This is a genomic window from Stenotrophomonas sp. (assembly GCF_059505245.1).
This window is the reverse complement of sequence record NZ_JCACKF010000011.1, coordinates 88,613-103,119: the sequence shown is the minus strand read 5'-3', so window position 1 is coordinate 103,119 and position 14,507 is coordinate 88,613. Positions and strand designations below refer to the sequence as shown.

Annotated in this window: 17 protein-coding genes; 7 read left to right on the top strand and 10 right to left on the bottom strand. The window is 65.4% G+C overall.

All coding sequences use genetic code 11. From position 1 onward, the window contains the following. Positions 1 to 102: 102 nt before the first annotated feature. Together AC5JLE_RS04350 and AC5JLE_RS04345 are read right to left on the bottom strand one after the other, a co-directional pair. Positions 103 to 459, bottom strand: a complete 357-nt coding sequence (locus tag AC5JLE_RS04350; RefSeq protein ID WP_414613860.1) for a hypothetical protein — start codon at positions 457 to 459, stop codon at positions 103 to 105. 544 nt (positions 460 to 1,003) lie between these two features. Beyond that, positions 1,004 to 1,921: a LysR family transcriptional regulator gene (locus AC5JLE_RS04345; RefSeq protein ID WP_496065074.1), complete on the bottom strand. Its 918-nt coding sequence runs from the start codon at positions 1,919 to 1,921 to the stop codon at positions 1,004 to 1,006. 97 nt (positions 1,922 to 2,018) lie between these two features. Here AC5JLE_RS04345 and AC5JLE_RS04340 point away from each other — a divergent pair, with 97 nt between their 5' ends. Further along, positions 2,019 to 2,858, top strand: coding sequence for a type 1 glutamine amidotransferase domain-containing protein (locus AC5JLE_RS04340; RefSeq protein ID WP_414613862.1), 840 nt, complete (start codon positions 2,019 to 2,021; stop codon positions 2,856 to 2,858). Between the two features lie 94 nt (positions 2,859 to 2,952). On the opposite strand, the gene AC5JLE_RS04335 is transcribed toward AC5JLE_RS04340, so the two are convergent. Further along, positions 2,953 to 3,528, bottom strand: a complete 576-nt coding sequence (locus AC5JLE_RS04335; protein WP_414613863.1) for a 5' nucleotidase, NT5C type — start codon at positions 3,526 to 3,528, stop codon at positions 2,953 to 2,955. 700 nt (positions 3,529 to 4,228) lie between these two features. Here AC5JLE_RS04335 and AC5JLE_RS04330 point away from each other — a divergent pair. Together AC5JLE_RS04330 and AC5JLE_RS04325 are read left to right on the top strand one after the other, a co-directional pair. Next, positions 4,229 to 4,963 carry a hypothetical protein gene (locus tag AC5JLE_RS04330; protein ID WP_414613885.1) on the top strand — a complete coding sequence of 245 codons (735 nt, stop codon included), beginning with the start codon at positions 4,229 to 4,231 and terminating at the stop codon, positions 4,961 to 4,963. A gap of 79 nt (positions 4,964 to 5,042) precedes the next feature. Further along, complete coding sequence (locus AC5JLE_RS04325) at positions 5,043 to 5,522, top strand: hypothetical protein (RefSeq protein WP_414613864.1); 480 nt, start codon at positions 5,043 to 5,045, stop codon at positions 5,520 to 5,522. 127 nt (positions 5,523 to 5,649) lie between these two features. Here the strand turns inward: AC5JLE_RS04325 and AC5JLE_RS04320 are convergent, their stop codons facing one another. Next, a complete protein-coding gene (locus AC5JLE_RS04320; RefSeq protein WP_414613865.1) occupies positions 5,650 to 7,026 on the bottom strand; it encodes a hypothetical protein in 1,377 nt (458 codons plus the stop codon). A 166-nt stretch (positions 7,027 to 7,192) separates the two neighbouring features. Between AC5JLE_RS04320 and AC5JLE_RS04315 the strand changes: the two genes are divergently transcribed. Continuing rightward, positions 7,193 to 7,672, top strand: coding sequence for a tetratricopeptide repeat protein (locus AC5JLE_RS04315; protein ID WP_496065073.1), 480 nt, complete (start codon positions 7,193 to 7,195; stop codon positions 7,670 to 7,672). Between the two features lie 61 nt (positions 7,673 to 7,733). Next, positions 7,734 to 8,516, top strand: coding sequence for a 3-hydroxybutyrate dehydrogenase (locus tag AC5JLE_RS04310; protein WP_241884817.1), 783 nt, complete (start codon positions 7,734 to 7,736; stop codon positions 8,514 to 8,516). Here the strand turns inward: AC5JLE_RS04310 and AC5JLE_RS04305 are convergent. After that, positions 8,513 to 9,277, bottom strand: coding sequence for a COG4705 family protein (locus tag AC5JLE_RS04305; protein ID WP_496065072.1), 765 nt, complete (start codon positions 9,275 to 9,277; stop codon positions 8,513 to 8,515). The two genes, AC5JLE_RS04310 and AC5JLE_RS04305, sit on opposite strands and share 4 nt — an antisense overlap. A gap of 97 nt (positions 9,278 to 9,374) precedes the next feature. After that, positions 9,375 to 9,752, bottom strand: a complete 378-nt coding sequence (locus tag AC5JLE_RS04300; RefSeq protein WP_414613868.1) for a DUF4180 domain-containing protein — start codon at positions 9,750 to 9,752, stop codon at positions 9,375 to 9,377. A 181-nt stretch (positions 9,753 to 9,933) separates the two neighbouring features. Here AC5JLE_RS04300 and AC5JLE_RS04295 point away from each other — a divergent pair, with 181 nt between their 5' ends. Next, positions 9,934 to 11,184, top strand: a complete 1,251-nt coding sequence (locus AC5JLE_RS04295; protein ID WP_414613886.1) for an alpha/beta hydrolase family protein — start codon at positions 9,934 to 9,936, stop codon at positions 11,182 to 11,184. Between the two features lie 54 nt (positions 11,185 to 11,238). On the opposite strand, the gene AC5JLE_RS04290 is transcribed toward AC5JLE_RS04295, so the two are convergent. From AC5JLE_RS04290 to AC5JLE_RS04275, 4 genes are all read right to left on the bottom strand, one after another. Continuing rightward, positions 11,239 to 11,697 (bottom strand): SRPBCC family protein, encoded by a 459-nt coding sequence (locus AC5JLE_RS04290; RefSeq protein WP_069117095.1) that lies wholly within the window; start codon positions 11,695 to 11,697, stop codon positions 11,239 to 11,241. A 2-nt stretch (positions 11,698 to 11,699) separates the two neighbouring features. Next, positions 11,700 to 12,032, bottom strand: coding sequence for an ArsR/SmtB family transcription factor (locus tag AC5JLE_RS04285; protein WP_100449912.1), 333 nt, complete (start codon positions 12,030 to 12,032; stop codon positions 11,700 to 11,702). Positions 12,033 to 12,042: 10 nt separating this feature from the next. Continuing rightward, positions 12,043 to 12,498 (bottom strand): SRPBCC family protein, encoded by a 456-nt coding sequence (locus AC5JLE_RS04280; RefSeq protein ID WP_197561650.1) that lies wholly within the window; start codon positions 12,496 to 12,498, stop codon positions 12,043 to 12,045. A 182-nt stretch (positions 12,499 to 12,680) separates the two neighbouring features. Beyond that, on the bottom strand, positions 12,681 to 13,136 hold the full coding sequence (locus AC5JLE_RS04275; protein WP_496065071.1) for a MarR family winged helix-turn-helix transcriptional regulator: 456 nt from the start codon (positions 13,134 to 13,136) through the stop codon (positions 12,681 to 12,683). A gap of 80 nt (positions 13,137 to 13,216) precedes the next feature. Between AC5JLE_RS04275 and AC5JLE_RS04270 the strand changes: the two genes are divergently transcribed. Beyond that, on the top strand, positions 13,217 to 14,311 hold the full coding sequence (locus AC5JLE_RS04270) for an FAD-dependent oxidoreductase (protein WP_164110220.1): 1,095 nt from the start codon (positions 13,217 to 13,219) through the stop codon (positions 14,309 to 14,311). The last annotated feature ends 196 nt before the right edge of the window (positions 14,312 to 14,507 follow it).

Sequence of the window (14,507 nt, the reverse complement as noted above, 5' to 3'; positions counted from 1 at the left end):
TGGAAGAATGAGCGTTACAGGCCTGAATCTAACCTGGATCGAATGCTATTTGTCGACGGGTCTTAGTGTCTTGGAAGCGCACTAGCCACGTCCCGGCGGCTGTTAGTCTGGTCGAATTTCCCGACAAGCCCACTCAACCAACCCCCGGCAAGCCAGAAACAACCCATCAACCACTCCTTCATCCAAATGCCGCTCCGGCTCCGCTGCCACACGGCAGCGATCCGCCGCGTGCAGCAGCTCCAGGACCGTCAGCGCCCCCACCATCGCGCGCTCGCTCCGCGCCAGGCTCACGCGGCGGCCGGGTGACACATCGGTTTCTGGCCACGGATGCCCATCAGCCCCCTCGCAACCGCGCATGCGCTTGAGGATGCCGAGCAAGGAGTTCAGGTCGGGCAGGGGAGTGTCGTCGTTGATGGGCTCAACAACGGTGTACGAGGTGAAGGTATCGGATTCGTTCATGGCGTCGGCTTCCGTGGCTGTGCTTAACAGCGCCACCGCAAAGAGGTGGCGGACGGTGCGGGTTCCAAACCGGGACAGACAGTTGTCAATAACCGGCGGGTCCGAAGACCCCCACGCACCGTCCGCCATAAAGGCCGACGGATTGCCCGCCGGCACCGGTTAAGGACGGTGCCGACGGGCAAGCGTAAACAACTATCTGTCTCGGGTTTGGACGCCCGCTGCCACCCGTTGTCGGTGGCGCGCCATGGTGTTTACGCAGCCGCTTCGAATGCCAATAGAAATTCGCTAAGGAATCTCTGAATCCGAGAGCGAAGAACTATTGTTGCACGCACCATTCGTGCAGCACGCGACGCCAGCAGACGCATTCGCGCAGCTACTCTGTTAGTTGCGAACCAAAGTGGCGTAATCGCCCTTGCCACAAGCGAATAGCGCGACAGCCTTCTTTGCAACAGTTCTTAATTCGCACCGAGTGGCAACGGCGCGCGGCCAGCCGCACGCGCCCAAAAGCGGTTCAAACCCGACATCGCCAGTGCGCCTCGCGGCCTCAACAAGTGCGATCCTCAGCCGCATTCCCCACCAGCAACTCAATCATCGCCCGTGCCGCCGCCGACTGCCGCCGATGCGGCGCATAGATCACCGAGAACGGCCTTGACCGCCCTCGCAGCTGCGGCAGCACTTCCACCAGCTGCCCGCGCTGCAGTCGCTCGCGCACGATGAACTCATAGCTCTGGCAGATGCCAATACCCTGTTCGGCCAGCGACACCACGCCCAGCACATCGTCGGAGGTCTCGATGGACGAACGCGGCAGCCAGTCCACGTCGCGTCCACCGTCGCGGAAGATCCACGGCGCCAGCCGCCCGGTGCGCGGCCTCACAAACGGCAGGCACAGGTGCTGCTGCAGGTCGTCCAGCGTCTGCGGCGTGCCGCGGCGCTGCAGGTAGTCCGGCGCGGCCACCAGCAACAGCGGCGCGTCTTCCAGCTTTCGCGCCACCAGCCCACTGTCCGGCAGCTGGCCCAGGCGGATGGCCAGGTCGAAGCCTTCGGCCACCAGGTCCACATTGCGGTTCGTGATGTTCAGTTCCACCTGTACCTGCGGGTACTGCTGCGCAAAGCGCGCCAGCACGGGCGGCAGCCGGTAGTGGCCATAGGTGGTGGGCACGCTCAGGCGCACGCGGCCGGCCAGCGCGCCGTCCTGGGCCAGTACGTCGCGCTCGGCGTCGTCCAGCAGGCCGAAGGCGGTGCGCACCTGTTCCAGATAGAGCCGCCCGGCGTCGGTCAGGCCCACGCGGCGGGTGGTCCGCTGCAGCAGCTGTCGGCCCAGCCGCGCTTCCAGGCGGGTGACCGCGCGGCTCAGCACCGAGGGCGTGGTGGACAGCGCCACCGCGCCAGCGGTGAACGAGCCGTGCTCGACCACCGCCAGGAACACCTCCACATCGCCCAGGTAGTCGAACTTGCGGCTCATTTGGCTCTCCGGGGAACAGATGTTTTGCGATGGGGCCAATTTATCGCCGCTGGGGCGATGAATAAAGTGGCGGCCATTCCCCAATAGGAGCTACCCCATGAACCTGATGACCCGGCTGGCCGCAGCGCTGGCCCTGACCCTGGCCGCCAGCGGCGCGCAGGCCGCCAACGTGCTGGTGGTGCTGTCCGACGAGAACCACCTGGACCTGAAGGGCGGCAAGGTGCTGTCCACCGGCTTCTATCTCAACGAGCTGATGCAGCCGGTGAAGCTGCTGCTGGACGCGGGCCACGAAGTGACCTTCGCCACGCCGCAGGGGCGGGCGCCGACGGTGGATGCGTCTTCGGTGACGCCGGCCTACTTCGGCAACGACGCCGCGCAGCTGAAGCTGCACAAGGATCTGCTGGAGAAGCTGGCGCTGACCTCGCCGACGGCCTCGCCGGTGGTCAGCCTGGCGCGCATCGAGCAGCAGGGCTACGCGCGTTTCGATGCGGTTTACATTCCCGGTGGCCACGCGCCGATGCAGGACCTGCTGAAGAGCCCGGCGCTGGGCCGGCTGCTGGCCGACTTCCATCAGCGCAGCAAGACCACCGCGCTGGTCTGCCACGGACCGATCGCGCTGCTGTCCACGCTGCCGGATGCGGCGGGTTTCGTGGCGAAGCTGGAGGCGGGTGGGATGCCGGCCGCGCCGAAGTGGATCTACAGCGGCTACCAGATGACGGTGATCAGCAACCAGGAAGAAGAGCAGGCCAAGCCGCTGCTGGGCGGCGGTGAGATGAAGTTCTACCCGCAGACGGCGCTGCAGCAGGCGGGGGCGAAGTTCAGCAGCAATACCACGCCGTGGACCGGGCATGTGGTGGTGGACCGCGAGCTTATTACCGGCCAGAACCCGGCCTCGGCGCTTGAGGTGGGGCAGCGGTTGGTGGAGCGGTTGAAGTAAGGGGGCTACGAAGCAGGGTGCCGGCCTTGTGGGCCGAGGGGGCCAGCGCCTCGGCCTGTCTGTGGAGGTGCCAGCGTGGTCGGCAGAGCGGGCATCAGCCCTTCGCGAGCGCTGCCCCTGACAGATCTTCAATCTGGGAAAGCGCGTGACGCGTCGCGGCCCAATCGCCGGCGTGCCTGATTGCTACGCCTCCGGCCGCTGTCCAGGCGTCACAGTTCTCTTTGAAATCATCGATCAGAACATCGCCCGGCTGGTGCATGAAGAGCGGCTTGTGCCTCCCGCCAAGCACAGGCAGCACCAGGCAGGTCGCCGACAGGTGTTCGCGAACCCACAGCCGCTTCTGGATGGCAGCGAGCGGATAGTTTGATTTCGGGCAGGCGGTGAGAATCACCGGGTTCAAGTGGTGGATGCTGTGGAAAAACTCCACTGCACCTTGCATCGGCGGAAGGTCGCGGAAGAATGACGGGTGGTTGTTGATGTGCCCCCACATTTCATCGTCGGCAAGCACGCGGTGGTCCAGGCCAAACACGGCGGGGAATGCCGCGTCGAAGTCGGCCATGACACCATCAAGGTCTACGTAGATGGTGCGTCTGGATGCACTCGATCCATCTGTGCACCGCTTCGCATGCGGGCCCATCATCGGTTTCGACTCCACATCATCAGCGTTCATTAACGCGTTCTCCTCTCAAGAGTGGGCTTTCTTCTTCATCGGTTCCCCAGTAGCGGGGCAAAGTGCTTGGTGATTGCGACAGATATGGCAGCAATCGCGATGCTGCCGGCGTCGGTCCAGGGCGAAAGAGTGATGGCCTGCAACCCCGCCAATGCGGAACGCCAGAGTGCCTTTTGAGTCCATCAGGCGCTGTTGCAGCGGAACGGTGCACCGCGCCGTAACAACACAATACGGGCACCGCCAACCAGAATTGAAACTGAGATGGGCATCGCCTCACGGCGATGCCGCCCGGCAGATGCCGTAATCGGCACGCTTGAAATGCGGTATATATCGCGGCGATTCTTCAAAGGCGTGCCGAGTGGCTGCTCTGGCCGTTGCCCAAGACGCATGGCCCCAGCCACTGGCTCATCTCGCGAACCAAGGAGCAATCTGGCGCGCTGGTGATTGGATAATCCCAACGCGCTACGGAAAGGCCGAACGGGGATATGCCTGTGGCGCTCGTTCCAGACTGATCCAGGAACGTCACTGAACATGCATGTCCAAGCGCACTCAATATATCACGCCGACCAGCGCCAGCGGCTTGAACCCGCTCGATCTCCAGCAGTTTGATTGGGCAGGGCAAGGCTGGCATGGCACCATGATGGGCTGGCCTCGTCCTTCCGGCCGGGGCCGTTTTCCCAGGGAAGCCCACCAACACGACATGCGAACGTCCATCCTCTTCACCTTCTCCGCCCTGTGCCTTGGTCTGCTGTCCGGCTGTGCCAGTGGCCCGGAGGAGCACGCCTCAAGCCGCGAGATCACCAGTGCGTTCGTGGCCGACGACGGCCAGCTGTACCTGTTGCCGCGCTATGACGAGCCGATGCGCTTCAATGCCGCGCCGTTCCGCGAGTACCGCGCGCTGATGGATAGCCCGCTGCGCGAGGCGGTGGCCTGCGCGCAGATGTACTTCCATGAAGACTGGCGCGACCCGGCCAACAAGGCCAAGGTGCACGGCAGCTATGCGCTGCTGCTGCGGCCGGAGCAGGTGACGGCGGAACAGGCCGCGCAGTTCAAGCTGGAGCGGATTGAGGTGCTCCCGCGTGAGGCCAAGGCCGTGGAGGAGCGGGCGCGCTACTACCTGCCGATGGACCGGACCCGTTACGCGCTGGCGTTTGACCGCGCCTGCAATCTTTCAAGGAAGGGCGGCAGCTATTACAGCGCGCTGTTCGAGGGCGACGGCGAGCGGGTGCAGTTGCCGGATGCTGCGGCGCTGGCAGAGAAGGGGAAGCTGGCACAGCCGATCAATGCACGGGCCCAGCGGATCCTGCCGGAGAGGGAGGACAGGCCGGGTGTGGGTTCGGCGGCGGGCAAGGTGCTGGGCGCCGCGTTGATCCCTGTGGCGGTTCCGGTGTTTGTGCTGAGCTTGCCGTTCCTGGGGCCGGATCATTGGAAGTGAAAAGGCGTTGAGGGAGAGCCATCCACGCGTGGCGTGGATCTACTTGGGTATCGCCTGAAAGTTCATCCTGGAGATCTGTGTGCCCAGCACGCTGGAAACTGTTTTGAAGACCGTAGGTTTCATTGTCCTCGCGGCACTTCCGTTGGTGATCCTCTGGTTCACCCTTCGGCGAATGTCAGCAACTGCTCGCTCGTCCGTGAAATCGGGGCTGCGTTTGGATCCCCCTCGCCGGATCTCCGGTACATCCATGACCTTGGTGATGGTGGATGGGAAAGAGGATCGCGAGCACTACTTCTTTGATACAGAATCCTTCTACCTGCGGCGGGGCCCGGTGCCTACGGCCGTTCCGCTCTCGCAGATCACCTCGGTCACACGAACGTCCGACAGGATCTACGGGCGCTATGTCTGGCAGGTGTGCTTCAGCAAGGCATCGGGCAGAAAATGCGTGACGTTCACCAATAACCTGACGCTGTTCAACCGCGATTTCCTGCTGTTCCTGGAGGCGGTGCGGAAGGCCAATCCACTGGCGACTGTGGATCAGGCGGGTCTGTTCTTCTGATTGCGCGGGGACATCAGCGGCGCTGATTGGCAAATGGAGGGGCCAGGGGGGCGGGTTGCCTTGGACACGGTGCTGGGCGATTCAGTCGTGCGGGCGTTGAGGGAGTGAATCCACGAATGGCGTGGATCTACTGGCACCTCTGCCTGCCGCCAGCCACACAGCTTGCCCGCCAGTGCTCCCAGGTCTTGCCATCGATGCCGGCCTTCAGCGCAATGCCCTGCAGCTCGGCCCAGTTCCTCGGCGACGGCGCGGCCAGCAGCCCGCGCATGAAGGCCTGCATCTTCGCCTCACCCACTTGCTTTTCCAGCGAGAGCAACAGCAAGGGGGCATAGACGTAGCGATACATCTCGCCCAGATCGGAGCTGCCGTCGATGGCATCGAATGCGGGCAGCGGCTTGTCCTGCGTGTCGATGGCCGATTGCAGTCGCGCAATATAGCGATCGGCCGCGGCATCGCCACTGATCTCACGCAGCGCCTTGATCGACAGGAACTCGGCGCTGGACTCCAGCAGCACCCAGAAATACGGCCCCTGCGGACGGTTCAGTGTGCCGAAATAGTAATGGCCCATTTCGTGTGCGATGTACTGCACGCGCCGCTCGGCCTGCTCGCCCCCGGCCTGCAGCGAGTCGGCCACATTGCCGATGCTGCCGCTCATGGCGATGGTCGGCCAGGTGGCAAAGCCCCATTCGCTGCCTTCGCGGTCGCGCTCGATCTGGTTGAGCGTGACCATGCGCAGGAAGGTGGGGCGGTCGGCCAGCGGCGCGCCCATGTAGCGGCTGTGCACGTCGGCAACCTTCTGCACCGTGCTGGACAATGCATCGACCTTGGCCGTGGGCAGGGTCTCGTTGAGGATGGTGACCTGCGCAGTGCGGGTGATCGGGCCGCTGCCGCCGAACAGCAGGATCGGTCGGGCGGTGTCGCTGCGGAATCGCCCCTGCGCGCCTTCGATGGCCGGGCTGCCGTTGAGATACAGGAAGCGGCAGCCGGCGCAGTCCACCTGCAGGTCGTAGCGGCTCTCGCTGCTGCGCACGCGCGCCTTGGGATCGAACGCCTGCGGCAGCCATGCGGACTGCTCGGTGAAGCGGGCGCTGTCGCCGTTGAAGGCCATCATGCCCTTGAAGTCGCCCAGGGCATCGTGCTTCGGGTACAGCGGGAACGCGCCCACATACTGCACGCAGAGCGCGGCGGCGGGCTCTGCCAGGGTATAGACACGCGCTTCGCCATCCACACCCGGGTCGTACCAGCCATCGAACCCTACCGGCTTGCCGTCATCGTCGGAGACCCGCGCGACGTTCAGACCGGCGTTGAGTACGAACGCGCCCCTTGATTCGGCTGGGAGGTTGGACATGCAGACCTCGCCCTCGACGCGGCCACTGGCAATGTCCAGCCGCACGCTGCCGGTGGTGAGCGGTGTGGCCGGTTGTGCGGCCGGTGCGGCCACGCTGGTAGCGGGAGCGAGCAGCGCGATCAGGGCGGCAGGCAGTAGGGCGTTGCAGGGGTTCATCGGGCCATCCTTGGGTGGATGGCGTTGACTATAGGGCCAACATCGATGGACGCGGAGAGCCTTCTGGTCACCCGGTCTTGTGGGGCTGGCGCAACGCCCTGGCCTGGTGCAGGCATACTGTCAGCCGGGCGAACGGATGCCCGCAAACAGGAAGGAAGCCTGCGCCATGACGAACATGCCAACCCAGCTCACAACTGACTTCGATGCGGTGCTCGACCGTGGTGACATTGCCGAGGCGCGGCGGCTGTTGGCTCCGCAGCTTGCAAGCGGCTGTGCCGAAGCGCTGTTCCTCTCTTCCTCGATGCCTGTGGGGGAGGACCACGCCCATGCCGAGGCGGACAGCTTCGCGACCCTCAAGCAGGCCGCAGAGAAGGGCTATATGCCGGCGATCCATGCGGTAGGGCTGTGCCTGCTGACCGGTGACCGCGTCGAGCAGGACTTCATGCGGGCGGCCGCGCATTTTGAGCGGGCATCGGAGGCCGGCTATCCGTCGGCCATGTACGAGTTTGGCCTGGCGCTGTTCCATGGCAAGGGTGTCCCCAGCGACGTGCCACGTGCGGTGTACCTGATCCGCGCTTCGGCGCAGGCTGGGAATGAGTACGCCAGGGAGTTCCTGCTGGCGTACTCGTTGGACGTGGGCACATAGGAGGAGGGTGCGGAGGCCGATAACGCTACACTGGCGTCCTACCCCCGATGGAAGCTCACCCATGTTCAGTGGCAAGGTTGCGGTGGTCACCGGCTCCACCAGCGGTATCGGTCTTGGCATTGCGACCGCGCTGGCCCGGCAAGGCGCGGACATCGTGCTGAACGGCTTCGGCGATGCGGCGGAAATCGAACGCATCCGTTCCAAACTGGAAGCCGAGTTCGGCGTGCGCGTGGCGCATGACGGCGCCGACCTTTCCCATGGCGAGGCGGTGCGCGGGATGATCGATCGCGCCGTCGCGACGATGGGCCGCATCGACATCCTGGTAAACAACGCGGGCATCCAGCACACCGCGTCGATCGAGGAATTCCCGGTCGAAAAGTGGGATGCGATTCTGGCGCTGAATCTCTCGGCGGTGTTCCATGCAACGGCGGCGGCCTTGCCCCACATGAAGCAGCAGGGCGCCGGCCGCATCATCAACATTGCGTCGGTGCACGGGCTGGTGGGCTCGGTGAACAAGTCGGCCTACGTGGCGGCCAAGCATGGCGTGGTGGGGTTCACCAAGGTGACCGCGCTGGAGAATGCGGGTACGGGCATTACCGCCAATGCGATCTGCCCGGGCTGGGCGCGGACGGCGCTGGTCGAGCAGCAGATCACCGCGTTGGCCGAGCGCGAAGGCACGGATCAGGAGTCCGCCGCGCGTGCGCTGCTGGCTGAGAAGCAGCCGTCGTTGCAGTTTGTGACGCCCGATCAGCTGGGTGAGATGGTGGTGTTCCTGGCTTCGGACGCTGCGGCGCAGATCACCGGCACGGCGCTGCCGGTGGATGGGGGATGGACGGCGCGCTAGCTGGCTAGCTGCGCTTTGCGCTGCAACATCGGCAGTGCCACGAGTGTGGCGAGAATGGTGAACAGCACCAGCGACGAACCTACCGTGCCGAAGCCCAGGCCGCCCTTTTCCAGCGGCTTGGTGAGCAGGTCGCCGAAGGTGGCGCCGAACGGGCGGGTGAGCACGAAGGCGATCCAGAACAGGATGACCCGGTTGATGCCCTTGATGCGGCTGGCCAATGCGGTGAGCGCGATGAGGCTGCCGATCAGCAGCGCGCCACCGGTGAAGCCCAGTCCGGAATCGTCGGCGAGGAAGTCGCCCAGCGCGGTGCCGAGCGTGTTGGAGAACAGCACGGCGGTCCAGTAAAAGCCTTCGGCGCGGCGCGATGCGATGTTGCTGACCGAGATCGACTTTTCCGACATGCGCCAGGCCAGCAGCACCAGCGCCAGGCAGCCGGCCAGCAGACTGGCGCCGGTGGCGTAGCCCAGGCCGAGCGTGCGGTCGATCAGGTCCGACAGGGTCGTGCCGGCGGTGCTGGTGGCCAGCACCACCGACCAGAACAGCACCGGATGGAAGCGCCGCGCCGACACCTGCATGCCCAGCAGGCCGGCAAAGATCGCCAGCAGGATGGCCGAGCTGGCCACGTAGCCGAGGTTGAGCGTCATCGACAGCAGGTCACCCGCAGTCTCGCCGAGGGTGGTGGCGGCGATCTTCATCACCCAGAAACCGAGGGTGACCGCCGCCACTTTGCTGTGCAGGGAATCTGCGTCTGAAGCGCGCATCGAACGTCGCCTGGGGAGCCCGCGGGTGATGCTGTGGCGGGCGGCGTCGGAGTGCAGTCGGAACCAGGTTTGGCGAGGGTGAGCGTGGGGGCGGCGTTCAGCCGGCGCTGGCGGGGGCCGAAAGGCGCGGCAGCAGGGCGCCCCAGTCGGCCACGAAGCAGCCGTCGCGGCCGCGGTTGCATTCGGTGATCCACGCGTCCAGCGATTCGCTCTGTGCGCGGTAGGCGCTGACATCGCCCAGGACGGCGAAGTGCAGGCGGTAGTTCACCAGCATCTGCAGCCATTGCCCGGCCATGCCGGAGCGCAGCTCGAAGAAGTCTGCCGAAAGGCGCTGCACCGGCACGGCGATCCACTCGGCCTGGTGCCCAAGGGCATCGCCGACCAGGTCGTGCAAGGCGTTGCCATCCAGCAGCGGGCCTGTATCGGCGCTGCGCAGGACGCGGGTGCTGCCGATCTGTTCGAGATGTGTGTGCATGGTGCGCTCTGAAGTCCGCATCGTCCGCCCAGTATGGCCATGGGAGAGGCCGACAGTAAGCAGATGCAGCATGAATCTGGCGAACGAACGCGCTAGGCTGCGCCGGGCGCCCGCACGAGGCGGGTTCACGATACCGGGGAAGGGCATGGCAGGGTGGAGGAGTCGTTCGTTGTTGAGCGCGGTGCTGGTGTGTTCTGGCCTGCCGGTTGCAGCCGCCGAGCTGTGCACGGTCAGTGCCTACGGTGACGGGCAGGGCAACATCGTGGTGCTGGGCGCACCCGCTGCGGCGCCGGCCACAGGCCAGCGCTATCTGATGCTGGACGGGCGACGTGGCGCCACCGGTGATGCCAACGCGCAGGTGAGCTGCAGCGACGATGTGGTCAGCTTCAGGTCGCCTGCGGGAGCGACGCAGCGCTGGCAGCGACTGCCGACCCGCGATACCGAGACGACCTTCAGCAGTGCCGGAACAAAACTGGCCGGGCAGCTGATCGAACCAGCCGGTCCGGCCGACCCCAAACGGCCGTTGGTGGTGCTGGTGCACGGCTCGGAACGCACGATGGCGGTGGCGGCGATCTACCAGCGCATGCTGGTGGCGCAGGGTATTTCGGTGTTCGCTTACCAGAAGCGTGGCACCGGCGATTCGGAAGGCGAGTACACACAGAACTTCGAGCTGCTGGCCGACGACGCGGCGGCGGCGCTTGCCAAGGCGCGCGAACTGGCGAGAGGCCGGTTCGGCCGCGCCGGCTACTTCGGTGGCAGCCAGGGCGGGTGGATCGCACCGCTTGCGGCGACGCGCTCGCAGGCGGATTTCGTGGCGATCGGTTTCGGGCTGGTGGTGTCGCCGATCGAGGAGGACCGCGAGCAGCTGTTCGACGAGGCACGCCGCATGCAGCTGGATGCAACGGCGATGAAGCAGGTCGGCCAGCTTTCAGACGCGACCGCGCAGTTGATGCGCACGCATTTCAATGAAGGGTTCGAGGCGCTGGCGAAGGTGCGTACGCAGATCGGTGCCGCACCGTGGGCAAAGAACATCAGCGGCGAATACAGCGGCGACATGCTGCGCATGAGTGACGCTGACCTGCGCCGGATCGGTCGCGCGCGATTCGACAACCTGGAACTGATCTGGGACTACGACGCCGAGGCCGCGCTGCGCCGCCTGAAGGTGCCGTTGCTGTGGGTGCTGGCCGAGCAGGACCACGCCGCGCCGATTGCCGCCACGCGTTCGATCCTGTCGCGCCTGCGCGCGTCGGGGCAACCGATCGACACCTACCTGTTCCCGGATACCGACCACGGCATGGTCGAGTTCCGCACCGATGCCGAGGGCAACCGGGTGTCGACACGGATCACCGACGGCTACCTGCGCCTGCTGGCCGATTGGATCAAGCAGGATGTGCATGGCAGTTATGGACGTTCGCGCAGATTGAGCGATTGACCGGCCAGGGAGCGCTGGCGGCGGATGGCGCTCCGCCGCCGATTGCGGCACGACTCAGTTCGGCTTCGCAAACACATCCAGCCCCTTGCCCGTCTCCAGCAGCGACTTCAGGCTGGACAGCACGATCGGCCAGCCCTGGCGGATGCCGGTATCCATGCCGCTGCCGGGTTCCAGTTCCTCATGGGTAACCGTCAGCCGCACCATGTCCTGGTAGGGCACGATGTCGAAGGTGACGCGGCTGTAGGCAGCGGGATTGTCGGCCTGCGAGGCGGCGGCCCAGGTGATGACCAGGCGCGAGGGCGGGGTGCTCTCCACCACTTCGCCGACCAGCTCGACCGAGCGCGTTTCATTTGCACGCACGTGCTGCCAGCGCGAGCCCGGTTTCCAGTCCGAGACGTTCTCGTGGCCCCAGTAGCGACTGGCGATCTCGGGGCGGGTGATGGCCTCGAACACCTTCTGTGGCGTGGACGCGATATAGATCACGTGGATGAAGCGGGTTGACTCTGCAGACATCGTCATTCTCCTTCCAGTTCGCGTTTCAGGTCATGCAGCAGGCTCAGGCGCTGCTGCTCGAACTTGCGTACCCAGCGTTCGTAGACTTCATGCAGGGGGACCGGGTTGATGAAGTGCAGCTTCTCGCGGCCACGGCGCACGGTGCTGATCAGGTTGGCGTCTTCCAGCAGGCCCAGGTGCTGGGTGACCGATTGCCGGGCCATCTCCAGGTGTTCGCACAGCTGGCCCAGCGTCTGCCCGTTGTCCTTGCAGAGCAGATCCAGCAGCGTCCGGCGCGTGGGATCGGCCAGTGCCTTGAACACCTTGTCTGCGTCGCGTACGTGGTCTACCGCCATGGGGAGGTCTTCAATTCCAGTTGTCGATCCTGACGTCGTGTGGGTTGGGCTGGCCCTTGCCGGTTTCCAGCAGTGCCTTCAGGCTCATCAGGAACACCGCCCACTTGGTGCTGCAGTGGGAGGTGAACTCGACACGTTCCTTCCAGCCTTCGTGCGTGAACAGCACGATGCAGTAGTCGCCTTCCTGCTTCAGCGCGAAGCGCGCGTGGGTGCCGATCCATTCGGCGGGGCCGGCGTGGAACCGCCACAGCACGAGCTCGCCTGGAACAAGCTGCTCAAGCTTCATCTCCATGGCGCCGATTTCCTGGCCGTTGTTGGTGAAACGGACCTTGACCGTGCCGCCGGCTTCGCGGTCGCCGTGCGCGTCTTCGGCCCACCAGGCGGCCACGCCTTCGGGGGTGGCCAGCGCCTGGTACACCTGGCTTGCGGGGGCCTTGATGCCGACCCTGTGTGCGATATCCACCATTGCAGTTTCCTCGCGATGGGCTGGCAGGCGCCGCCCTCGAGTGGACTATATGCAGGTAAATGCCTGCATGTCAAACCCGCCACGAACGCCCGGGCGTGGTAGTGCCGGCCGCTGGCCGGCATCCCGGTGGCGTTGGGTGCGTGCAGTTGCCGGCCAGCGGCCGGCACTACCGGGGCGATGGCTCAGTTCTCCGCGTCCTGAAGGGCGGCATGCAGTTTGTCGGTGATCCGCTGCAGTGCGGCACGATCATCCGCGGAGAGATGGTCGAGAAAATACCGGCGGACACCGGCGGCGTGTACCGGCCGTGCCGCGCGCAGCTGCGCGTGACCTTCTGTGGTCATGCGGATCACTACGACGTTTTCGCTGTCGGTATCGCGTTCGATCAGGCCACGGCCCGCCATGCGGGTCAGCTGGTGCGAGAGGCGCGTCTTGTCCCATTCCAGGTAGTCCAGCAGTTCGCGCTGGCGGCGGCAGCGATCCTTGGACTGGTTCAGCTCCATCAGCACGATGAAGTCGGCCCTTGAGAGCCCGGTGCTACGGGTGATGTCCTGGACGATGCGGCCGGAGGTGATTTCTGCCATGCGCCGGAAGCCGCGCCAGGCGGCCCATTCGTCGGGTGTGATGCTGGGGGAGGTCATGGCCGAACGTTGCCGGGCAAGGGTTGACATGTCAACCCTTGCGGCATACGGTTGACGTATCAACTCACCTGGATCGCGCCATGCAGCACCCTCCTCGTATTGCCGTCATCGGCGCAGGCCCCGCTGGCCTCACCGCTGCGCTCATCCTGCATCGCGGCGGTCACCCCGTGAGCGTGTACGAGGGCGAAGCATCCGGGCAGCAGCGCACACAGGGCGGCACGCTGGATCTGCACGACGATTCCGGGCAGGTGGCGCTGCAGCGCGCGGGCCTGCTGGAGGCCTTCCGTGCGGTCGCACGGCATGAGGGGCAGGAGGCGCGGATGGGCGACCCGTGGTCCGGGGAGATCACCACCGGCGGGTTCGGGCCGGAAGGGAGCAAGGACAAGCCGGAGATCGACCGCGGCGACCTGCGCCAGCTGCTGCTGGACGCGCTGCCGGCGGACACGGTGCAGTGGGGCCACAGCCTGACCGCGCTGGTATCTGCACAGGCGAACGGGCACGGCCTGCGATTCGCCAACGGCGTGCAGCGCGAGGCGGACATCGTGATCGGTGCCGATGGTGCGTGGTCGAAAGTGCGCGCGGCCTTGAGTACGTGCCAGCCGGTGCCCACCGGCATTACCTTCTTCGAAGGTTGGATCGCACAGCCTGCTGCGGACATCGCAGCGATGGTCGGGCAGGGCAGCCTGTTCTGCTTTGGCGGCGAGGAGGCCTTGTTCGTGCAACGCAACAGCCGCGATCGGCTCTGCGTGTATGCGGCGCTGAAGCGCTCTTCCGAGTGGCTTGATGCGCAGATCGCGCAGCACGGCATACGGACGCTGGTGACAGGCTGCTATACCGGGTGGGCCACGAACCTTCGGCGCCTGCTGGAGGCCTGCACGGACTTCGTGCGGCGGCCGATCTACAGCCTGCCAGCGGATTTTTGCTGGACCCCGCGCGATGGCGTGACCTTGATCGGCGATGCGGCGCATCTGATGCCTCCGGTGGGCGTGGGCGTGAACCTGGCGATGCTGGACGCGTCGGATGTGGCGATGGCGTTGTGCGCGCGGCCGGATGCGATCAGCGCGATGCGCGACGCCGAAGTGCTGGTGCGTGAACGCGCCCGCGCCCTGATGCCGGATGCGATCGAGGGGTTCCAGCGCTGGTTCATTGCCGGAGGGGATGCTCCACGCGGTTGATGAAGCATCGAGTCTGTACGCACCTGCGACACTGGGAACAGCAGCAGATTCCTGGCGGCGCGCTGGAAGTCACATGGACTTCCGACTGCTTTGGTCCGGTACAGGTGGCCACGCTGGGGTACGCGCTAGACTGGTTGAACCGGCCGATGCTCCCCCTGTTTTCCAGGGTTGGGGAGCGTGGTATGACAGGAGCGGA

What these genes read in the sequence shown, in the direction of transcription:
- AC5JLE_RS04350 (WP_414613860.1), bottom strand. Translation starts at nt 459, where the DNA reads ATGAACGAATCCGATACCTTCACCTCGTACACCGTTGTTGAGCCCATC.
- AC5JLE_RS04345 (WP_496065074.1), bottom strand. Translation starts at nt 1,921, where the DNA reads ATGAGCCGCAAGTTCGACTACCTGGGCGATGTGGAGGTGTTCCTGGCG.
- AC5JLE_RS04340 (WP_414613862.1), top strand. Translation starts at nt 2,019, where the DNA reads ATGAACCTGATGACCCGGCTGGCCGCAGCGCTGGCCCTGACCCTGGCC.
- AC5JLE_RS04335 (WP_414613863.1), bottom strand. Translation starts at nt 3,528, where the DNA reads ATGAACGCTGATGATGTGGAGTCGAAACCGATGATGGGCCCGCATGCG.
- AC5JLE_RS04330 (WP_414613885.1), top strand. Translation starts at nt 4,229, where the DNA reads ATGCGAACGTCCATCCTCTTCACCTTCTCCGCCCTGTGCCTTGGTCTG.
- AC5JLE_RS04320 (WP_414613865.1), bottom strand. Translation starts at nt 7,026, where the DNA reads ATGAACCCCTGCAACGCCCTACTGCCTGCCGCCCTGATCGCGCTGCTC.
- AC5JLE_RS04315 (WP_496065073.1), top strand. Translation starts at nt 7,193, where the DNA reads ATGACGAACATGCCAACCCAGCTCACAACTGACTTCGATGCGGTGCTC.
- AC5JLE_RS04310 (WP_241884817.1), top strand. Translation starts at nt 7,734, where the DNA reads ATGTTCAGTGGCAAGGTTGCGGTGGTCACCGGCTCCACCAGCGGTATC.
- AC5JLE_RS04305 (WP_496065072.1), bottom strand. Translation starts at nt 9,277, where the DNA reads ATGCGCGCTTCAGACGCAGATTCCCTGCACAGCAAAGTGGCGGCGGTC.
- AC5JLE_RS04300 (WP_414613868.1), bottom strand. Translation starts at nt 9,752, where the DNA reads ATGCACACACATCTCGAACAGATCGGCAGCACCCGCGTCCTGCGCAGC.
- AC5JLE_RS04290 (WP_069117095.1), bottom strand. Translation starts at nt 11,697, where the DNA reads ATGTCTGCAGAGTCAACCCGCTTCATCCACGTGATCTATATCGCGTCC.
- AC5JLE_RS04285 (WP_100449912.1), bottom strand. Translation starts at nt 12,032, where the DNA reads ATGGCGGTAGACCACGTACGCGACGCAGACAAGGTGTTCAAGGCACTG.
- AC5JLE_RS04280 (WP_197561650.1), bottom strand. Translation starts at nt 12,498, where the DNA reads ATGGTGGATATCGCACACAGGGTCGGCATCAAGGCCCCCGCAAGCCAG.
- AC5JLE_RS04275 (WP_496065071.1), bottom strand. Translation starts at nt 13,136, where the DNA reads ATGACCTCCCCCAGCATCACACCCGACGAATGGGCCGCCTGGCGCGGC.
- AC5JLE_RS04270 (WP_164110220.1), top strand. Translation starts at nt 13,217, where the DNA reads ATGCAGCACCCTCCTCGTATTGCCGTCATCGGCGCAGGCCCCGCTGGC.